19 protein-coding genes are annotated in these 17,089 nt (G+C 72.9%); 8 read left to right on the top strand and 11 right to left on the bottom strand.

What is annotated here, in order from left to right; genetic code table 11:
• Nucleotides 1-10: 10 nt before the first annotated feature.
• The 7 genes from ACQPXD_RS25135 to ACQPXD_RS25105 are packed head-to-tail and all read right to left on the bottom strand — an operon-like array spanning nt 11 to nt 6,454.
• Entirely contained in the window at nt 11-1,159 is a 1,149-nt protein-coding gene (locus ACQPXD_RS25135) for an acetyl-CoA C-acetyltransferase (protein WP_432842590.1), read from the bottom strand.
• Nucleotides 1,152-1,706, bottom strand: a complete 555-nt coding sequence (locus ACQPXD_RS25130) for a VOC family protein (protein ID WP_432842588.1) — start codon at nt 1,704-1,706, stop codon at nt 1,152-1,154. The genes ACQPXD_RS25135 and ACQPXD_RS25130 overlap by 8 nt, the downstream gene beginning before the upstream one ends.
• 6 nt (nt 1,707-1,712) lie before the next feature.
• Nucleotides 1,713-2,138, bottom strand: coding sequence for a MaoC family dehydratase (locus tag ACQPXD_RS25125; protein WP_432842586.1), 426 nt, complete (start codon nt 2,136-2,138; stop codon nt 1,713-1,715).
• Complete coding sequence (locus ACQPXD_RS25120; RefSeq protein ID WP_432842584.1) at nt 2,135-2,584, bottom strand: MaoC family dehydratase N-terminal domain-containing protein; 450 nt, start codon at nt 2,582-2,584, stop codon at nt 2,135-2,137. Before ACQPXD_RS25120 ends, ACQPXD_RS25125 begins: the two co-directional genes overlap by 4 nt.
• Entirely contained in the window at nt 2,568-4,130 is a 1,563-nt protein-coding gene (locus tag ACQPXD_RS25115) for an AMP-binding protein (RefSeq protein ID WP_432842582.1), read from the bottom strand. Before ACQPXD_RS25115 ends, ACQPXD_RS25120 begins: the two co-directional genes overlap by 17 nt.
• Before the next feature lie 11 nt (nt 4,131-4,141).
• Nucleotides 4,142-4,945, bottom strand: coding sequence for an SDR family NAD(P)-dependent oxidoreductase (locus tag ACQPXD_RS25110; protein WP_432842580.1), 804 nt, complete (start codon nt 4,943-4,945; stop codon nt 4,142-4,144).
• A 36-nt stretch (nt 4,946-4,981) separates the two neighbouring features.
• Nucleotides 4,982-6,454, bottom strand: coding sequence for an aldehyde dehydrogenase family protein (locus ACQPXD_RS25105; RefSeq protein ID WP_432842578.1), 1,473 nt, complete (start codon nt 6,452-6,454; stop codon nt 4,982-4,984).
• Between the two features lie 214 nt (nt 6,455-6,668).
• On the opposite strand from ACQPXD_RS25105, the gene ACQPXD_RS25100 reads away from it, so the two are divergent.
• From ACQPXD_RS25100 to ACQPXD_RS25070, 7 genes are all read left to right on the top strand, one after another.
• Nucleotides 6,669-7,547, top strand: a complete 879-nt coding sequence (locus tag ACQPXD_RS25100; RefSeq protein ID WP_432842576.1) for an SDR family NAD(P)-dependent oxidoreductase — start codon at nt 6,669-6,671, stop codon at nt 7,545-7,547.
• A 7-nt stretch (nt 7,548-7,554) separates the two neighbouring features.
• Nucleotides 7,555-8,523: a phosphotransferase family protein gene (locus ACQPXD_RS25095; RefSeq protein ID WP_432842574.1), complete on the top strand. Its 969-nt coding sequence runs from the start codon at nt 7,555-7,557 to the stop codon at nt 8,521-8,523.
• 12 nt (nt 8,524-8,535) lie between these two features.
• Nucleotides 8,536-9,708, top strand: coding sequence for an acyl-CoA dehydrogenase family protein (locus ACQPXD_RS25090; RefSeq protein ID WP_432842572.1), 1,173 nt, complete (start codon nt 8,536-8,538; stop codon nt 9,706-9,708).
• Nucleotides 9,705-10,457, top strand: a complete 753-nt coding sequence (locus ACQPXD_RS25085) for an SDR family NAD(P)-dependent oxidoreductase (protein WP_432842570.1) — start codon at nt 9,705-9,707, stop codon at nt 10,455-10,457. Before ACQPXD_RS25090 ends, ACQPXD_RS25085 begins: the two co-directional genes overlap by 4 nt.
• Nucleotides 10,458-10,525: 68 nt before the next feature.
• Complete coding sequence (locus ACQPXD_RS25080) at nt 10,526-11,704, top strand: cytochrome P450 (protein WP_432842568.1); 1,179 nt, start codon at nt 10,526-10,528, stop codon at nt 11,702-11,704.
• Nucleotides 11,701-11,904 (top strand): ferredoxin, encoded by a 204-nt coding sequence (locus ACQPXD_RS25075; protein ID WP_432842566.1) that lies wholly within the window; start codon nt 11,701-11,703, stop codon nt 11,902-11,904. Before ACQPXD_RS25080 ends, ACQPXD_RS25075 begins: the two co-directional genes overlap by 4 nt.
• Complete coding sequence (locus ACQPXD_RS25070) at nt 11,901-12,347, top strand: VOC family protein (RefSeq protein ID WP_432842564.1); 447 nt, start codon at nt 11,901-11,903, stop codon at nt 12,345-12,347. Before ACQPXD_RS25075 ends, ACQPXD_RS25070 begins: the two co-directional genes overlap by 4 nt.
• A 4-nt stretch (nt 12,348-12,351) precedes the next feature.
• On the opposite strand, the gene ACQPXD_RS25065 is transcribed toward ACQPXD_RS25070, so the two are convergent.
• The 3 genes from ACQPXD_RS25065 to ACQPXD_RS25055 are packed head-to-tail and all read right to left on the bottom strand — an operon-like array spanning nt 12,352 to nt 15,256.
• A complete protein-coding gene (locus tag ACQPXD_RS25065; protein WP_432842562.1) occupies nt 12,352-12,843 on the bottom strand; it encodes a nuclear transport factor 2 family protein in 492 nt (163 codons plus the stop codon).
• Nucleotides 12,840-14,330 (bottom strand): class I adenylate-forming enzyme family protein, encoded by a 1,491-nt coding sequence (locus ACQPXD_RS25060; protein ID WP_432842560.1) that lies wholly within the window; start codon nt 14,328-14,330, stop codon nt 12,840-12,842. Before ACQPXD_RS25060 ends, ACQPXD_RS25065 begins: the two co-directional genes overlap by 4 nt.
• Nucleotides 14,327-15,256, bottom strand: coding sequence for a TIGR03619 family F420-dependent LLM class oxidoreductase (locus tag ACQPXD_RS25055; protein WP_432842558.1), 930 nt, complete (start codon nt 15,254-15,256; stop codon nt 14,327-14,329). The genes ACQPXD_RS25060 and ACQPXD_RS25055 overlap by 4 nt, the downstream gene beginning before the upstream one ends.
• Nucleotides 15,257-15,402: 146 nt before the next feature.
• Between ACQPXD_RS25055 and ACQPXD_RS25050 the strand changes: the two genes are divergently transcribed.
• Complete coding sequence (locus tag ACQPXD_RS25050) at nt 15,403-16,191, top strand: SDR family oxidoreductase (protein ID WP_432842556.1); 789 nt, start codon at nt 15,403-15,405, stop codon at nt 16,189-16,191.
• Here the strand turns inward: ACQPXD_RS25050 and ACQPXD_RS25045 are convergent.
• Nucleotides 16,188-16,754, bottom strand: coding sequence for a YdcF family protein (locus ACQPXD_RS25045; RefSeq protein WP_432842554.1), 567 nt, complete (start codon nt 16,752-16,754; stop codon nt 16,188-16,190). The genes ACQPXD_RS25050 and ACQPXD_RS25045 overlap by 4 nt on opposite strands.
• Nucleotides 16,755-17,089 lie beyond the last annotated feature (335 nt).

The following is a 17,089-nucleotide window of genomic DNA, read 5'->3' as shown; positions in this document are numbered from 1 at the left end:
CTCCTCCGCCTCAGCCCAGCCGCTCGATGATCGTCACGTTGGCCAGCCCGCCGCCCTCGCACATCGTCTGCAGGCCGTAGCGGCCGCCGGTGCGCTCCAGCTCGGCGACGAGCGAGGTCATGATCCGGGCGCCGGTGGCGCCGAGCGGGTGCCCGAGCGCGATCGCGCCGCCGTTGGGGTTGACCTTCGCCGGGTCCGCGCCGAGCTCGGCCGCCCAGGCCATCGGCACGCTCGCGAACGCCTCGTTGACCTCGAACACGTCGATGTCGCCGACGGCGAGGCCGGTGCGGTCCAGCGCCCGGCGGGTCGCCGAGATCGGCGCGGTCAGCATGAGCACCGGGTCGTCGCCGCGGACGCTCAGGTGGTGGATCCGGGCGCGCGGGCGCAGGCCGTGCCGGTCGACCGCGGCCTGCGAGGCGATCAGCAGCGCGGCGGCGCCGTCGGAGATCTGGCTGGCCAGGCCTGCGGTGATCCGGCCGCCGTCGAGCACCGGCTTCAGCCCGGCCAGCTTCTCCGGGCTGGTGTCGGCGCGCGGGCCCTCGTCGGCGGTGACGCCCGCGATCGGCAGCGTCTCGGCGGCGAACCGGCCGCCGGCGATCGCGGCCAGGGCCCGCCGGTGGCTCTCCAGCGTGTAGGCCTCCATCGCCTCCCGGGACAGGCCCCATTTCTCGGCGACCATCTCGGCGCTGCGCAGCTGCGAGACCTCGGTGTCGCCGTAGCGGGCGCGGAAGCCGGCCGAGTCGTTGAAGGGCGAGGGCCACGGGTACTCCGGCACCACGGCCGACCCGATCGGCACCATGCTCATGTTCTCCACGCCGCCCGCGACGACGAGGTCCATCGTGCCCGACAGCACGGCCTGGGCGGCGAAGTGCACGGCCTGCTGCGAGGAGCCGCACTGCCGGTCGATGGAGACCGCCGGCACCTCCTCGGGCAGCCCGGCGGCGAGCCAGGCGGTGCGGGCGACGTTGGCCGTCTGCGGGCCGGCCATGTCGACGCAGCCGAGGACGACGTCGTCGACCTCGGCCGGGTCGATGCCGGCCCGCTCGACGAGGCCGCGCAGCACGTGCGCGGCGAGGTCGGCGGGGTGGGTGGCGGCCAGGCCGCCCCGCTTCCGGCCGACCGGGGTGCGGACCGCGTCCACGATGAACGCCTCAGCCATGGAACATCCCTTCTGGAGTCGACGGTGGGTCGAGGACGGCGTCGATGCCGGCGCCGCACAGCGCACGCAGCGGCGCGCCCCACAGGCCCGCGTCGACCAGCTCGACCCGCAGGCCGGAGGGCAGCAGCAGGTAGGCGGTGCGGGCCGCGGAGATGCGTTCGCCGAGCGACGCCGGCGCGACGCCGGGCGCGACCGGCAGGGTCTCGATCGTGGCGCCGCCGGCGACCAGGTCGCGGATCGCGGCCGGCACGTCCGGGCACCAGTAGGCGACGTGGGTCAGCGCCGCGCCGCGCTGCAGCAGCTGCCACTGCGGCCCGCGGTGCGGATCGTCGCCGGCCCCGACCAGCTCGACCGCGCCGCCGCCGGGCAGCCGGCCGAACGCCATCGACAGCCGCTGGGTCACCTCGCGGCCGGCGGCGTGGTCGTAGGTGCGGAACTCGCGGGGCTCGGTCACCGACCACGGCCCGACGCCGAAGCGGCGGTGCTCGGCGATCGCGGCGGCCAGGTCCTGGACCGGGCCGCCGACGTGCATGACCGTGTACCGCACCGCCGCCTACCCGAGGCGCACGACGGCCTGCGCGGCCGCCACGACGGGCTCGCCGGCGACGGACGCCTCGAGCGCGACCAGGACCCGGTTGCCGTCCCGCTTCTCCTGCACCCGGCCGGTGACCACGATGCCGGTGCCGTGCTCGTCGTCGGGGACGGCGACCGGCTTGGAGAAGCGGAGGCGGTACTCGACCAGGGCGCCCGGGTCGCCGGTCCAGTCGGTGATCAGCCGGGCCACCTCGGCCATGGTGAGCATGCCGTGGGCGATGACGTCGGGCAGGCCGACCGCCTTCGCCGACCGCTCGTTCCAGTGGATGACGTTGAAGTCGCCGGAGGCGCCCGCGTAGCGGATCAGGCTCTCCCGGTTCACCACGAAGGTGCGCGGCGGGATCTCGGTGCCGACCTCGACGCCGGCGAAGGTGGGCGTGGTCATGCGGCGGTCCCCCGGCTCATCAGCACGTTGACGGAGGTGCACACGAGCTCGCCGTCGCCGGTGCGGATCTCCGTCTCGGTGCGCAGCCGCTCGTGCCGGCCGGCGACCTCGATGGCGGCGATGCGGGACGAGACCCACAGCACGTCGCCGACCGTGATCGGGCGGTGGTGCACGAAGGACTGCTCGCCGTGCACGACCCGCTCGTACTGCATGCCCATGCCCGGCTCGAAGATCGGGTTCTCGCCGCTGCGGGCGGACAGGACGACGGCGAAGGTCGGCGGGGCGATCACGTCCGGGTAGCCGAGCTTGCGGGCCGCCTCCGCGGATACGTACGCCGGCTGCGGGTCGCCGATCGCCTCGGCGAACTCGCGGATCTTCTCCCGGCTCACCTCGTAGGGTTCGGGCGCGGCGAAGGTCCGCCCGACGTAGTCAGGATTGAGGGGCATCGTCGTCCTTTCCCTGTGCGAGCCGCTCGCGGAGCAGGTGTCGCATGATCTTCCCGGTGTCGGTGCGCGGCAGGCTCTCGGCGAAGACGAGCCGCTCGGGCACCTTCTGCACGGCGAGGCCCTTGCCGAGCAGGAACTCCTTCACGTCCGCCAGCGTCAGCGACGCGACGCCGGGCGCGAGCACGGCGACCGCGCAGCACATTTCGCCGACCTCGGGGTCGGGCATGCCGATCACCGCGACGTCCTCGATGGACGGGTGCAGGGCGAGCAGCTCCTGCACCTCCTGCGAGCTGATGTTCTCGCCCTTGCGGATGATGATGTCCTTGAGCCGGCCGGTGATGCGCAGGTTGCCCTCGGCGTCGAGGCTGCCGAGGTCGCCGGTGTGGAAGAAGCCGTCCCGGTCGAACGCGGAGTCCAGCGCCGGATCGACGTACCCCAGCATCATCTGCGGGCCCTTGGCGCACACCTCGCCGCTCTCCCCCACCGCGGCCAGCGACCCGTCGGCGCGCACGATGCGGATCTCGGTGGTGTCGTACGGCCGGCCCTCGGTCTCGCCGAGGATCAGGTCGTCGTCGTGGATGCTCGGGATGGTCAGCGGCCCGGTCTCGGTGGATCCGTAGCCGGAGACGACCCCGACGCCGCCGAAGGCCGCCTTGAGCCGGCGGTGCAGGTCCATGCTGCGGGTCGCGCCGCCGCCGGGGAACGCCCGCACGTTCGGGAAGATCCGCGCGGGCGAGGCCAGCTGGGCCTTGAGGTAGGCCTCGTGGAACGGCGTGGTGGTGCCGGCGATGGTCACGCCCTCGCGGCTAAGCACCGCGATCGCCTCGTCGTTGAAGCGCTCGGTGAGGATGTTCGCCGAGCCGGCCAGCAGGCTGATCACGAACCAGGTCATGCCGCCGATGTGGGCGAAGGGTGAGACCATCGCGACCCGGTCGTCCGGGGTCAGCTCCAGCCGCCCGATCAGGTTGCGGCCCATGGTCAGCACGCTGCCGTCGGTGTGCCGGGCGCCCTTCGGGTCCGACGTGGAGCCGGACGAGTAGAGCACCCAGCGCACCGGGTAGCCGGCGAAGCCGGCCGGCCGCGGCGGCGGAGGTGGCAGGACCGCCGGGTCGCCGCGGGGCAGCCGGTCCTCCAGCACGAGCACGTCCAGCTCCGGGTTGCGCGCCCGCAGGCCCCGGGCCATCGCGGCGTGGTCGAAGCCGCGCACCACGGTCGGCACGACGAGCAGCCGCGTGCGCAGCTGCTCGACCATGAAGCCGACCTCGCGCTCGCGGCTGATCGGGACGATCGGGTTCTGCAGCGCGCCGAGCCGGGTCAGCGCCGCCATCAGGATCATCGACTCGACCCGGGTCGGCAGCTGCCAGGACACCACCGTGTCCTGGCCCACGCCGAGCGTGACCAGGTGCGCGGCCACCGCCTCGGCCTCGTCGCGCAGCTGCGCGAAGGTCAGGCGGCGGCCGTGCTCGTCGACGGCGATGAGCCCGTCGGGCGTTTCCTCGGCCCGGTGCAGGAGCACGTCCCACACCGTCTCCCACTGACTGTCCACCGGGGGAATCCTCACCAGGGCCGGGCGTTGCCGCCGTTGGCGCGGAACGTGTTGCCGGTGACGAACTTCGACGCCGGCGCGACCAGGTAGAGCAGCAGGTACGCCTGGTCGATCGGCTCGCCCATGAGCCCCAGCGGCGAGGTCGCCTTCATGTTGCTCACGTAGCGCTCCAAGCGCTCCGGGTCCGGCTCGCCCTTGTCGTTGAACCGGTGCCGGTCGATGAAGCCGCTGACCGTGGAGCCGGGGGCGATCGTGTTGACCCGGATGCCGTGCGGGCCGGCCTCGGCGGCGAGCACCCGGGTGAGCATCGTGACCCCGGCCTTCGTCATGCCGTAGACGGAGTACCCCTGAAACGGCAGGTCGATGATGGACGAGGCCACGTTGACGATCGCGCCCGATCCCTGCGGCAGCATCGCCCGCATCGCGGCCTGGCAGCCGAAGAACGTGCCCTTGAGGTTGATCCCGATGATCCGGTCGAGGTCCTCCTCGGTGACGTCGACGACGTCGACGTTGTGCGGCACGCCGGCCACGTTGAGCATGCTGTCGATCCGGCCGAACTCCGCCACCGCGAAGTCGACCAGGTCGTCCACCGATGCCTTCTGCGAGACGTCGACCTGTTTTCCTTTGGCGGTACCGCCGGCAGCGGTGATGGCGGCGACGGTCTCGTCGATCCGCGCGGTGTCGATGTCGGCCACCACCACCTTGGCGCCCGCCTCGGCGAGCACCTCACTTCCCACGCGTCCCATGCCGCTGCCCGCGCCGGTGACCACGGCCACCGTGCCGGAGAGGTCGAACGCCTTGTCGAGGTAGGTCACGTAAGACTCCTTTCCGAGCGATAAGACCGAGACGGATCAGGTCCAGACGACGCTTTGCAGTTCGGTGTAGACGTCCAGGGCGAAGGAGCCGCCGTCGCGGCCGAGCCCGCTGCGCTTGAACCCGCCGAAGGGCGCCTCGGGGTGCTGGAGGCTGTTGTTGAGGCTCACGTAGCCCGACCGCAGCCGCGGCGCGAGGTCGTAGGCGGCCGTGAGGTCCCGGCTGAAGACGTAGTTGTGCAGGCCGTACGGCGTGCCGTTGGCGATCTCGACCGCCTCGTCGACGGTGTCGTAGGGGATGGCGGTCACCACCGGGCCGAAGACCTCGTTCTGCGCGATCGTCATCGCCGGGTCGGCGTCGCTGACCAGCGTGGGCACCGCGTAGAAGCCGCGGGCCAGGTGCTCGGGGCGCACCCCGCCGGCCGCGATCCGGGCGCCCTCGTCGCGGGCGGACTGGGTCAGCGCCTCGATCCGCTCCCGCTGGGCGGCGCTGATCACCGGGCCGACGACGGTGTCGGACTCCAGCGGGTCGCCGACCTTGAGCGACCCGGCCTTGGCGGCCAGCGCCGCGACCATCTCGTCGTAGATCGAGCGGTGGATGAGCGCGCGGGTCGGCAGGATGCAGCCCTGCCCGGACTGGAAGGTCCAGGTAGCGGCGATGCCGGTGACCGCGGTGGCGATGTCGGCGTCGGGTAGCACGATCGCGGCGCCCTTGCCGCCCAGCTCGAGGAAGAGCCGCTTGAGCGTGCGGCCGCCGGTCTCGGCGATCCGCGTGCCGACGGCGGTGCTGCCGGTGAAGCTGATCATGTCGACGTCCGGCGAGTCGACCAGCGCCGCGCCGGCCTCGGGGCCGGCGGCGGTGAGCACGTTGATCACGCCGGGCGGGAAGCCGGCCTCGATCATGATCTCGCCGAGCGCCAGGCAGGCCAGGGGGTCCTGCGGCGCGGGCTTGACCACGACCGTGTTGCCGGTGGCCAGGGCCGGGCCGACCTTGCCGGCCATCGAGCCCATCGGCCAGTTGTAGGGGGTGATGCAGGCGACCACGCCGACCGGACGACGGGCGGCGATGGCACCGGCCAGCGCGCCGGGGCCCAGCACGGTGGACGGGACGGGGTGCGGGGCCAGCGGCACGTCACGCACCTCGAGCGCGCCGCGGGCGTAGCGGCGCAGCCGCCCGGCGGTGCCCGGTACCTGGAACCAGCGGGCGACCGACATCAGCGCGCCGGTCTCGGCCTGGATCAGGGCGGCGAGCTCGTCGGCGCGCGACTCGACGATGTCTGCGGCGCGGTTGAGCAGGCGGGCGCGCTCCTCGCGGGAGGTTTGCGCCCAGGCGGGGAACGCCTCCTTGGCCGCCTGGATCGCGGCCTCGACGTCACCGGGGCCGGCGACCGGCGCCTCGGCGACGACCTCTTCGGTGGCCGGGTTGACGATGGGGTAGGTGCCGGCGGTGGGACTGTGCGCCTCGCCGCCGATGAGCAACCGCGACGGTGCCGCGACAACGGTCATGTTCATGCGCCAATCACTCGAGGAGAGAGCCGTGCCTTCGCGGACTGACGGGGCACGGACGCAACGCGACCGTAACAATGAAGCAAGCGCTTGGTCAACTGTCCGAGCGGATGCTTGGCGAGCGACCAAGCGCTTGCTAGGCTCACGTTCGCCGCCGAGAAACGGCTGTTCACGACTTCGGGAGGCCGCCTTGGGCGAGTTGGACGGCAAAGTGGCAATCGTGACCGGCGCCGGTCGCGGCATCGGGCGCGAGGAGGCGCTGCGACTGGCCCGGGAGGGCGCGGCCGTGGTGGTCAACGACCTCGGCGGCGACTTCCACGGCGAGGGCGCCGACCAGCGCCCGGCCCAACTGGTCGTCGACGAGATCGTGGCCGCGGGCGGCCGGGCCAGCGCCAACTACGACGACGTGAGCAGCTGGACCGGCGCGCAGGCGCTGATCGACCAGGCCGTCGCCGAGCACGGCGACCTGCACGTCCTGGTGAACAACGCCGGCATCCTGCGCGACGCGATGAGCTTCACGATGACCGAGGCCGCCTGGGACGCCGTGATCAACGTGCACCTCAAGGGCCACTTCGCCCCCTCGCACTTCGCCGCCGCCTACTGGCGGTCGCGGTCCAAGGCCGGCCGGCCGACCAGCGGCCGGATCATCAACACGACCAGCGACTCGGGCCTGTTCGGCAACCCCGGCCAGGCCAACTACGCCGCCGCCAAGGCCGGCATCGCGTCGATGACCCTGGTGCTCGCCCGCGAGCTTTCGCGCTACGGGGTCACGGTCAACGCGATCACGCCCCGGGCCCGCACCCGGCTCACCGAGGGCATCGGCTTCGGCGAGGCCCCCGCCGAGGGCTTCGACCGGCTCGCTCCCGAGCACGTCGCGCCGGTCGTCGCCTGGCTCGCCACCGACGGCGCGGCCGACGTCAACGGGCAGATCTTCATCATCAACGCGACCGAGATCATGGTGCTGGGCGGCTACCACGTCGAGGGCGCCGTCGACGGCGGCGAGCGGCCGTGGACCCTCGCGGGGCTCGCCGAGGCCAAGGGCGCGCTGTTCGCCAAGCGCGGCTCCGGCACGCCGGAGCTGGCACCCCCGGGCTGGTGAGCGACCCGTGCTGCTGACCGAAGCACAGCTGGCCCCGCTCGCCGAGCGGGTGCCCGGCGGTGGCGTCGAGCGGCTGGAGCCGCTGCCCGGCGGGGCGTCGAGCCTGACGTTCGTCGCGCACACCGCCGACGACCGGTTCATCCTCAAGGTGGCGCCGCCCGGGCTCGAGCCGGTGCGCAACCGCGACGTGCTGCGCCAGAGCCGGCTGCTGCGCCGGCTGGCGGCGGCCACCGCCGTGCCGGTGCCCGAGGTGCTGTTCGAGGTCGAGGCCGACGGGCTGGACGCGCCGCCGTTCTTCGGCATGTCGTTCGTGGAGGGCGAGTCGGTCGAGCCGATCCTCGACCGGGTGCCGGCGCTGCCGCCGACCCCGCTGCTCGCCGCCCGGTTCCTGACCGCGGCCCGGCTGCTGGCCGAGTTGCACCGCGCGCCCGTCGAGGCGCTCGCGCCGGCCGAGCCGGCCGACGTCGACCTGCCCGCCGAGGTGTACCGCTGGGCCCGGGCCCTGGACAGCGTGCCGGAGGCGATGCGCCCGCGGGCCGGGGAGTGCCGCGACGCGCTGCTGGAGCGCCTCCCGGCGCCGATGCGCCCGAGCGTGCTGCACGGCGACTTCCGGCTGGGCAACATGCTCTGCCGGGACGCCGAGGTGGCGGCGGTCATCGACTGGGAGATCTGGTCGGTCGGCGACCCCCGGGTCGACCTGGCCTGGACCCGCACGTTCACCCACCCCGACCGGCTGCCCACCGCGGCCCGCGCGGTCCCCGGGCTGCCCGACGCCGACGCGGTGCTGGCCGCCTACGGCGACCCGGTCGCCGACCTCGCCTGGTTCGACGCCCTCGCCAGGTTCAAACAGGCCGCGGTGACCGCCCTGATCGTCAAGCACAACGCCCGCCGGCCCGACCCCGACCCCACGCTGGTGGCCGCCGAGCCCGCCGTGGCCCGCTCCATCGCCGACGCCCTGACCCTGCTGAACCGCTGAGGAGTACCGCGTATGGACCTCCCCGTCCCGGAGCACATCCGTCCGCTGCGGGAGCGCATGCTCGCGTTCCTCACCGAGCGCGTCTACCCGGTCGAGAAGACCCTCGAGCGGGGCAAGCTCGACCCCGAGGGCGGCGCCGCGCTGCGCCGGCTGCAGGAGGAGGCGAAGGAGGCCGGCCTGTGGGCGCTGGGCCACCCCACCTCGATGGGCGGCGGCGGGCTGCCCTACCTCGACTACCTCTACGTCAACGAGGTCGTCGGCATGTCCGAGTACGCCATCTACGTCTTCGGCACCCACACCCTGCACGACTGCCTCATGCTCGACCGCTACGCGAGCGAGGAGTGGCGGCAGAAGTACCTGCAGCCGATGGCCGACGGCGAGATCCCGGGGCCGAGCTTCGGCATGACCGAGCGCGACGTCGCCAGCTCCGACCCGACCCAGCTGCAGACCTCGGCCGTGCTCGACGGCGACGAGTGGGTCATCAATGGGCACAAGTGGTTCACCACCCACGCGCACTCGGCCCGCTACACGGTCGTCATGGCCCGCACCGAGCCCGACGCCCGGCCGCACGACGCGTTCTCGATGATCATCGTGCCGACGGAGACGCCCGGCTACGACATCGTCCGCACGATCCCGGTGATGGGCGAGACCGACGGCGACCACTGCGAGGTGCGCTACAACGACGTGCGGGTGCCGGCGGCCAACCTGCTCGGCCCGCGCGGCGGCGCCTTCGGCATCGCCCAGCAGCGGCTGCTGCCCGGCCGGATCTTCCACGTGATGCGCTTCCTCGGCCAGGCCCAGCGGGCCTTCGACCTGCTCTGCGAGCGGGCGGTGTCCCGGGTCGCGTTCGGCTCGCCGCTCGCCGACAAGCAGCTGATCCAGAAGATGGTCTTCGACTCCGCCGCCGAGATCCAGACGGTCCGGCTGCTGGTGCTGGAGGCGGCCCGCCGGCTCGACGCCGGCGAGCAGCCGCGCACCGAGGTCGGCATCGCCAAGGTGCTCGGCGCCGCGATGGTGCACAACACGATCGATCGGGCGATCCAGGTGTACGGCAGCATCGGCCTCACCGCCGACCTGCCTCTGGAGCGGATGTACCGCCAGGCCCGCTTCGCCCGCATCTACGACGGCCCCGACGAGACCCATATCCAGAACGTCGCGAAGATGCTGCTGAGGCCCTATCGATGAGCGCCCTGTTCGATCTCACCGGCAAGGCCGCGGTCGTCGTCGGTGGCAGCCGGGGCATGGGCCGCTCGATGTGCCTCGCACTCGCCGAGGCCGGCGCCGACGTGATGGTGGTCAGCCGGCGCCGGGCCGGCTGCGAGGAGGTCGCCGCCGAGATCACCGCGGCGACCGGGCGCAAGGCGGTCCCCTACGCCTGCCATATCGGGCACTGGGACGAGGTGACCGCGCTGGCCGACGCCGCCTACGAGACGTTCGGCAAGGTCGACGTGCTGGTCAACAACGCCGGCATGTCCCCGGTGTACGACCGCATCGAGGAGGTCTCCGAGGAGCTCTACGACAAGGTGTTCGCGGTCAACCTCAAGGGACCGTTCCGGCTGACTGCGCTCGTCGGGGCGCGGATGGCCGCCGGGGACGGCGGCTCGATCGTCTTCGTCAGCAGCGTCTCGTCGATCCGCGCCGGGCACGGCGCGATCCCCTACGCGGCGGCGAAGGCGGGCGTCAACGCGCTCGCCCTGCAGTTCGCGCACGAGTTCGGCCCGAAGGTGCGGGTCAACTGCATCATGCCGGGCGCCTTCCTGACCGACATCTCCAAGCACTGGGACCCGGACGAGTTCGCCCGCAACGCCCAGAGCTACGCCCTGCGCCGCGGCGCCCAGCCCGACGAGATCATGGGCACCATCCTGTACCTCGCCAGCGACGCGTCGAGCTTCACCACCGGCGCCGTCCTGCAGGTCCACGGCGGGCATCCGTGACCTGCGCCCTTTGTCCCCCGATCCGGGTTGTGTAACCGGACACCGCCAAGCACCCCAGAGGCGAAATCATGGCCTTCGATCCGCTCGTCGCCGAACCCACCTCCCCCGACATGGAAGACCTCCGGGCCCGCTGCCCGGTGATGCACACCGCCGACGGCCGCTGGTTCCTCGCGTCCTACGACGCGGTCCTCGCCGCCACCAACGACGTGCACCTGTTCCGCGGCACCATGCGCGAGCCGGGCGTCGAGGTGCCCGACGAGGAGCAGCTGCTCTCCGAGATCCCCGAGCCGCGGCACGGCCCGGTGCGGCGGATCGTCAACTCCGCGATCGCCTCGCACCGGCTGCGCACGATCGAGCCGCTCTGCCGCGACCTGTGCGTCGACCTGCTCGACACCCTGCGGGCGCAGGACGGGGTGGTCGACCTCTACCCGGCGTACGTCTCCCCGGTCCCGAACAACGTGATCGCGCACCTGCTGGGCGCTCCCCCGGCCGACTACCCGCTCTGGGCGAAGTGGTCCGACGAGGTTCTGGAGGGCACCTACCCGACGCAGAACCGCAACGACCGCGGCGAGGGCTTCGAGGGCGCGCACCCGGAGTTCTGCGCCTACATCGACGCCATCATCGCCGACCGGCGGGCCAACCCGCGCGACGACTTCGTCACCCGGATGCTCGGCCGCGACGTCGAGGGGCGCCGGCTCACCGACATCGAGGCCCGCACGCAGCTGCTGTTCCTGTTCATCGCCGGCAACGCGACCACCCGGCACCTGTTCAGCAGCCTCATGCACCGGCTGGCCGCCGACCCGGACCTCTACGCCCGCCTGCGCGCCGACCACTCGCTGGTGCCGGCGCTGGTCGAGGAGTGCCTGCGGCTCGACCCGCCGGTGCGGATCCTCTTCCGCGAGTGCACCGCCGGCGCCGTGTGGCAGGGCCACGAGATCGAGCCGGGCGCGAAGGTCGACTTCGGCCTGGAGTCGGCCAACCGCGACGCGGGCCGCTTCGCCGACCCCCACGAGCTGCGCCTGGACCGGCCCGACCCCAAGGGCCACCTGGCCTTCGGCGGCGGCCCGCACGTGTGCCCGGGCGCGACCCTGGCCCGCATGGAGGCCCGCATCGCGGTCGAGGTGCTGCTGGACAAGGCCGTCTCGGTGCACATCCCGGAGGGCCAGGAGCTGGAGGGCTCGACGGTCTGGTGGATCGGCGGCGGCCCCGAGTCCCTGCCGGTGCGGATCGAGTGGGCGGCGGCATGATGCGGATCGAGGTCGACTACGACAGCTGCGAGAGCAACGCGCTGTGCGCGGCCGCCGCGCCCGAGGTCTTCGAACTCGACGACGACGACCAGCTCGCGGTGCTCCAGCCGAAGCCGCCGCTGGCGCTGTGCGGGGCGGTCGAGGAGGCCGCCCGCTCCTGCCCCAAGCGGGCCATCACGCTGGTGGAGGACCCGGCATGAGCGCCCCGGTATTTTCCGTGTCGCACACCGGGCTGTGCGTCACCGACCTGGACAAGGCCCTGCGGTTCTACGTCGACGGGCTGGGCTTCGAGGTCGGCCCGAAGTACGACATCGACCGCCCGATCTCCGAGACCAGCGGCGACGTGCACCTGATCTCGCAGTTCATCAAGCGCGACGCGCTGCTGGTCGAGCTGCTCTACTGGTTCTCGCCGCAGCCGATCGGCGAGCCGTCGGCCCGCCGCTACCAGCTCGGCCTGACCCACCTGTCGTTCGTGGTCGACGACATCGCCGCCGCCGGCGCCTGGCTGGAACAGCACGGCGGCACCATCGTGCCCGGCACGCACTCGCACAGCCTGACGCCCAACGAGGTGGAGATCCTGTTCGTCGCCGACCCCGACGGCACCCGGATCGAGCTGATGCGCCTGCCGAACGGTATGCGGTGAGCCATCACCCGCGGCGCTCGTAGAGCGGGTCGGCGCCGCCCCGGGCGCCGCGGGTGATACCGGGCGGCAGGTCGATGAAGCCGCCCTCGACCCGGCTCCACTCGACCGCGACGAGGCGGGACGCGATCCGCCAGTCGCCGTCGCGGCGCTCGAAGCGGTCGAGGTAGCGAAAGCCGCTGGAGTAGTTGCGCCGCGGGTTGTCCGGGCTGCGCTCGTCGCGGTGGTAGGCCACGCCGTAGGACTCCGCCCGGGCCGCGTCCGGGCCGTCGGGCTCGACCAGCACGTTGGCGACCACGTGCATGGTCATCGTGAACTTGCCGAGCAGCGCCCACACCCACGTCACGTAGTCGTCGACGCCGCCGCGGAAGCCGGCGTGGTCCTCGGTCGCGTCCGGGTGGTAGCAGGAGCGCAGCAGCGGCTCGTCCATGCGGTCGATCGCCCGGCAGTAGCGCATCAGCACGCGCCGGATCGCGAACTCCGCCTCGACGTCGCTCATCCGCCCGAGCCGGTCAGCTCGGCCCGCAGCCGGGGCTTGTTCACCTTGGTGAAGACGTCCCGGGCCAGGCTCGGGCGCAGCTCCAGCCGCTCGGGCAGCTTGTGCGGCATGAGCCCGCGCCCGCGCAGGAACTCGGTCAGCCCGGCGAGGTCGGGCGCGCACCCGGGATCGCGGGGCACGACGACGGCGCAGCACAGCTCACCCAGCACCGGATCGGGCAGCCCGACCACGGTCGCGTCGGCCACCTCGGGGTGCTCGCGCAGCAGCCGCTCGACCTCGGCCGCGCCGATCTTCTCGCCCTTGCGCACGATGATGTCCTTGAGCCGGCCGGTGACCTCGAGGTAGCCGTCCTCGTCGAGGAAGCCGAGGTCGCCGGTCGGGAAGAAGCCGTCGGCGTCGACGAAGTCCAGGCGGTCGTCGACGTACCCCTGGCAGAGCGACTCCCCGCGGGCGCGAATCTCGCCCTCCTCGCCGGGCGCGCAGGGCGTGCCGTCGTCGCGCAGGATCCGGATCTCCACCCCGGCGCAGGCGCGGCCGATGCGGGTGGCGAGCTTCTCCGGCGGGTCGTCGACGCGGCCCTCGGCGATCATCGGGAACTCGGTCATGCCGTAGCCGGACAGCACGCCCACGCCGCCGATCTCCCGGCGCAGCGCCTCGTGCGTGGTGAAGCGGCGCGGGTCGCCGCCGTGGGTGAAGGCCCGCACCCGGGGGAACAGCGGCTGGCCGGGCCGGCGTCGCTGCGCCTCCAGGTACGTCTGGTGGAAGGCGAGCCCGTTGCCGGCGTGGGTCACGCCCTCCCGGCGCAGCAGCTCGACCGTCGGCGGGCCGAACCGCGGTGCGCAGACGAGCTTGTGGCCGGCCAGGACGGCCGCGAGGAACAGGAAGCCCCCGCCCACGTGGGCGTAGGGGAACAGCAGCGTGCCGACGTCGTCCGGGCGCAGCCCGAGGCAGTCGGCGAGGTTCCGCGCGGCGGTGACGATGCCGGCGTCGGTGTGCCTGGCGCCCTTCTGGAGCCCGGTGGTACCGGACGTGTAGTAGATCCAGCGCACGCCGCCCGGCTCGACCGGCGGCAGGCCGGCCGGGTCGGCCCGGGGCAGGCCGGACAGCAGCACGGTGGCGGCGCCCAGCGCCCGCCCCTCGGCGAGGTAGTCCCGGCCGCGCCACTCCCCCGGCACGACGAGGCGCGCCGGGCACGTCTGGGCGAGGATCGCGGACACCTCGCGCTCCCGGTAGATCGGGATGATCGGCACCTGGACCGCGCCGAGGCGGGCCAGCGCGCAGCTGAGCACCACGGTCTCGAAGGTGGTCGGCAGCTGCCAGGCGACGACCGTGCCGGCGGTGACGCCGTCGGCGTGCAGCCCGGCCGCGAGGGCCTCCGCGTCGGCGGCGAGGGCGCCGAAGGTGAGCCGGCGGTCGTCGTCCACGAGGCAGTCGGCGTCGGGCGTCAGCGCCGCCCGGAGCGCCACCTCGGCCCAGAAGGAGCTCACGCGAGGCTGTCCCGTAGCTCGGCCAGCCGGTCGACCGCCCACAGGTAGAAGTCGAGGTCGGTGGTGGGCGCGCCGAGGATGACCCGGCCCACGCCCAGCTCCGCGTAGCGCTGCAGGGCGTCCTTGCCGGGCAGGCGGGCGGCGAACTCCTCCCGCGACTTCTTGCCGCCCATCGCGCCCTCGGAGTCGACCAGGCTGATCGCGATGGTGTCCGGGTCGCGGCCGGCCGCCTCGGCGGTCCGGCGCAGCTCGGCGATCTTGCCGCCGAGCGAGTCGCCGAGGAAGGCGCGGACCGGGATCCAGCCGTCGGCGAAGCCGACCACGTCGTCGAAGGTGGCCGCGGTGGCGGCGGCGCCGAGCAGCACGGGCGGGTGCGGCAGGTGGGCCGGCTTGGGGAACGACCAGCTCTCGGTGAACCGGACGAACTCGCCGTCGAACCCGGCGGTCTCCTGCGTCCACAGCGCCTTCATCGCGGCGATCTTCTCGCGCAGCACGGCCCGGCGGTCGGCGTACTCGAAGCCGTTGTTGCGCATCTCCAGGGCGTTCCAGCCGTAGCCGATGCCGAAGAGGAACCGCCCGCCGCTGAGCGCGTCGAGGGTGGCGATGGTCTTGGCCAGCGCGATCGGGCTGTGCTCGGCGGGCAGCGCGATGCACGTGCCGAGCCGGATCCGCGACGTCATGGCGGCGGCCGCGGCGAGGCTCACGTACGGATCGGGCATGCGCTTGTAGAAGTCCGGCACGTAGCCGTCTCGGGCCTTCTGCCCGACGGAGTACTTCCCGGTGGAGTACCGGAACACGCTGTCGACCGGCAGGTGGGTGTGCTCGCCGAGCCACACCGACTCGAAGCCGCGCTCCTCCAGGGCGGGCACGCAGGCGGTGATCGGCGGCGTCCGATCGGTCAGGTTCAACACGACCCCAACGTCCATGGTCGGACGCTAAACAATCCGTGCTAGCCTGTCAAGCGCTTGCTTGGTTTGCTGCACTGACTTAGTTTTCCGGCACTGACTTAGTTTTCCTGCGCTTGCTTGGTTTCCTGCGCTTGCTTGGTTTTTCCTGACAAGGGAGGTCCCACATGGGAGTGCTCGACGGGCTGGTGGTCCTGGTCTCCGGCAGCGGGCCGGGCCTCGGGCGGGCCACCGCGGCCGCCGCCCTGCGCGAGGGCGCCGGCGTCGTGCTGGCCGACCGGCAGGGCGACGTGCTGGAGCAGACCCACGCGGAGGTCGACCCGGGCGGCGAGCGCAGCGTGGCGGTGCGCGCCGACATCACCTCGGCCGAGGACTGCGCGGCGGCGGTGGCGGCCGCCCGCGACCGCTTCGGGCGGCTCGACGGCCTGGTGAACGTCGCCGCGGTCGACAACGCCAACGGCGGACTGGACGTGGCGCTCGACGACTGGGACCGTACCGCCGCGGTCAACATCCGCGGCACGATCCAGATGACCCGGGCGGCCGTGCCACTGATCCGCGAGGGCGGCCGGGGCGGCTCGGTCGTGCTGATCGGCTCGACCATGGCCCGCATGCCCGGCCGCACCGCGCCCCGCCTGGCCTACGGCATGTCCAAAGGCGCGCTCGCCTCGGCCGTCTACCACCTCGCGGGCGAACTGGGCCCGGACGCGATCCGGGTCAACAACGTCTCCCCCGGGTTCAAGCTCGGCCCGGTGCTCGACGGCTACTTCCGCACCGAGGCGCAGCGCCGCGGCGTCTCCTACGACGAGGTCGCCGACGTCTACCGGGCCGAGGTCCTGCTGCCGGAGCTGGCCACCGACGAGGACGTGGCCAACACCGCGGTCTTCTTCCTCTCCGGCTGGTCGAAGGCGATCACCGGCCAGACCGTCTTCGTCGACGGCGGCGACGTGCTGCCCTAGCAGGAGGTCTCGACCGTGTACGCCTTCACGGTGGCGCCCGACTGATAGACGACCTGCGTCGGCCACTGATACCAGGGCAGCCGCGCGGTCGCGACGAAGATCTTCCCGTCGTAGCACCGGCTCAGCCGCAGCATCGCCCGCGATGCCTGGTCCGGCGTCGTCACGAGAATGACCGAATGCCAGCCGTGCTGCTCGGCCATCTCGGCGACGGAGCGAGCCTCGCCACGGGTGGTGAACGGCTCGGAGTGGAAGCAGACGACCGACACGTCGTTCAGCCGGCCCTTGTGGCACCACTGCGTGTCCACCTCGGCGTAGGAGACCGAGATCGCCACCAGGGGTGCCCGGCCCTGCCGGGCCAGCTCCAGCGCCACCGGACGCCGGTTGCCGGGCCCGCCGAGCTGAACGATGACGTCGGCCCGCGCCGGCAGCGGCGGCAGGTCCGGCCAGACGAACAGGCGAGCGTCCACCGCCGCAACGCCCGCGAGCAGCACCACCAGGACGGCCATCACCACGCGGCGCCTGCGCCGAGGCGACGGCCCGGCCCCAACGTCGGCTCTGCTCATCCGGCCCAGGTTACCTCCAGCCGAATCGTCACCGCCCCGGCATGGCGGAGGCGACCGGGGGCGGCTGCGCCTCAGGCGACCGGCTCGCCCACGAGCGAGACCGACATGGTCGCGCCGGCGGCAAGCAACACCACCGCGTCCTCGGCCCGCCCGGCGGTTGCGGCACGCCACCTGTCGCCGCCGGCTGCGACGGCCTCGTCGACGTTGACGCCGCGCCACGCCGGGCGGGAGGTACGTCGCGGCCGGCGCGGCGAACCCCGCCGGGCAGCCCCACTCCGCCGGGAGCCCGATGTGACCCCGCCGTCGCCCTGGAAGGGTTCGAGGCGACGGCGGCC

This window comes from Dactylosporangium sp. CA-092794 (genome assembly GCF_050948465.1).
Lineage (GTDB): Bacteria > Actinomycetota > Actinomycetes > Mycobacteriales > Micromonosporaceae > Dactylosporangium.
The sequence above is the reverse complement of the archived record's forward strand: the minus strand, read 5'-3'. Positions and strand labels throughout refer to the sequence as shown.

Coding starts and splice junctions, on each gene's coding strand:
- ACQPXD_RS25050 (WP_432842556.1), top strand. CDS start 15,403: ATGGGAGTGCTCGACGGGCTGGTGGTCCTGGTCTCCGGCAGCGGGCCG.
- ACQPXD_RS25135 (WP_432842590.1), bottom strand. CDS start 1,159: ATGGCTGAGGCGTTCATCGTGGACGCGGTCCGCACCCCGGTCGGCCGG.
- ACQPXD_RS25045 (WP_432842554.1), bottom strand. CDS start 16,754: ATGAGCAGAGCCGACGTTGGGGCCGGGCCGTCGCCTCGGCGCAGGCGC.
- ACQPXD_RS25075 (WP_432842566.1), top strand. CDS start 11,701: ATGATGCGGATCGAGGTCGACTACGACAGCTGCGAGAGCAACGCGCTG.
- ACQPXD_RS25065 (WP_432842562.1), bottom strand. CDS start 12,843: ATGAGCGACGTCGAGGCGGAGTTCGCGATCCGGCGCGTGCTGATGCGC.
- ACQPXD_RS25090 (WP_432842572.1), top strand. CDS start 8,536: ATGGACCTCCCCGTCCCGGAGCACATCCGTCCGCTGCGGGAGCGCATG.
- ACQPXD_RS25105 (WP_432842578.1), bottom strand. CDS start 6,454: ATGAACATGACCGTTGTCGCGGCACCGTCGCGGTTGCTCATCGGCGGC.
- ACQPXD_RS25125 (WP_432842586.1), bottom strand. CDS start 2,138: ATGACCACGCCCACCTTCGCCGGCGTCGAGGTCGGCACCGAGATCCCG.
- ACQPXD_RS25080 (WP_432842568.1), top strand. CDS start 10,526: ATGGCCTTCGATCCGCTCGTCGCCGAACCCACCTCCCCCGACATGGAA.
- ACQPXD_RS25055 (WP_432842558.1), bottom strand. CDS start 15,256: ATGGACGTTGGGGTCGTGTTGAACCTGACCGATCGGACGCCGCCGATC.
- ACQPXD_RS25120 (WP_432842584.1), bottom strand. CDS start 2,584: ATGCCCCTCAATCCTGACTACGTCGGGCGGACCTTCGCCGCGCCCGAA.
- ACQPXD_RS25085 (WP_432842570.1), top strand. CDS start 9,705: ATGAGCGCCCTGTTCGATCTCACCGGCAAGGCCGCGGTCGTCGTCGGT.
- ACQPXD_RS25070 (WP_432842564.1), top strand. CDS start 11,901: ATGAGCGCCCCGGTATTTTCCGTGTCGCACACCGGGCTGTGCGTCACC.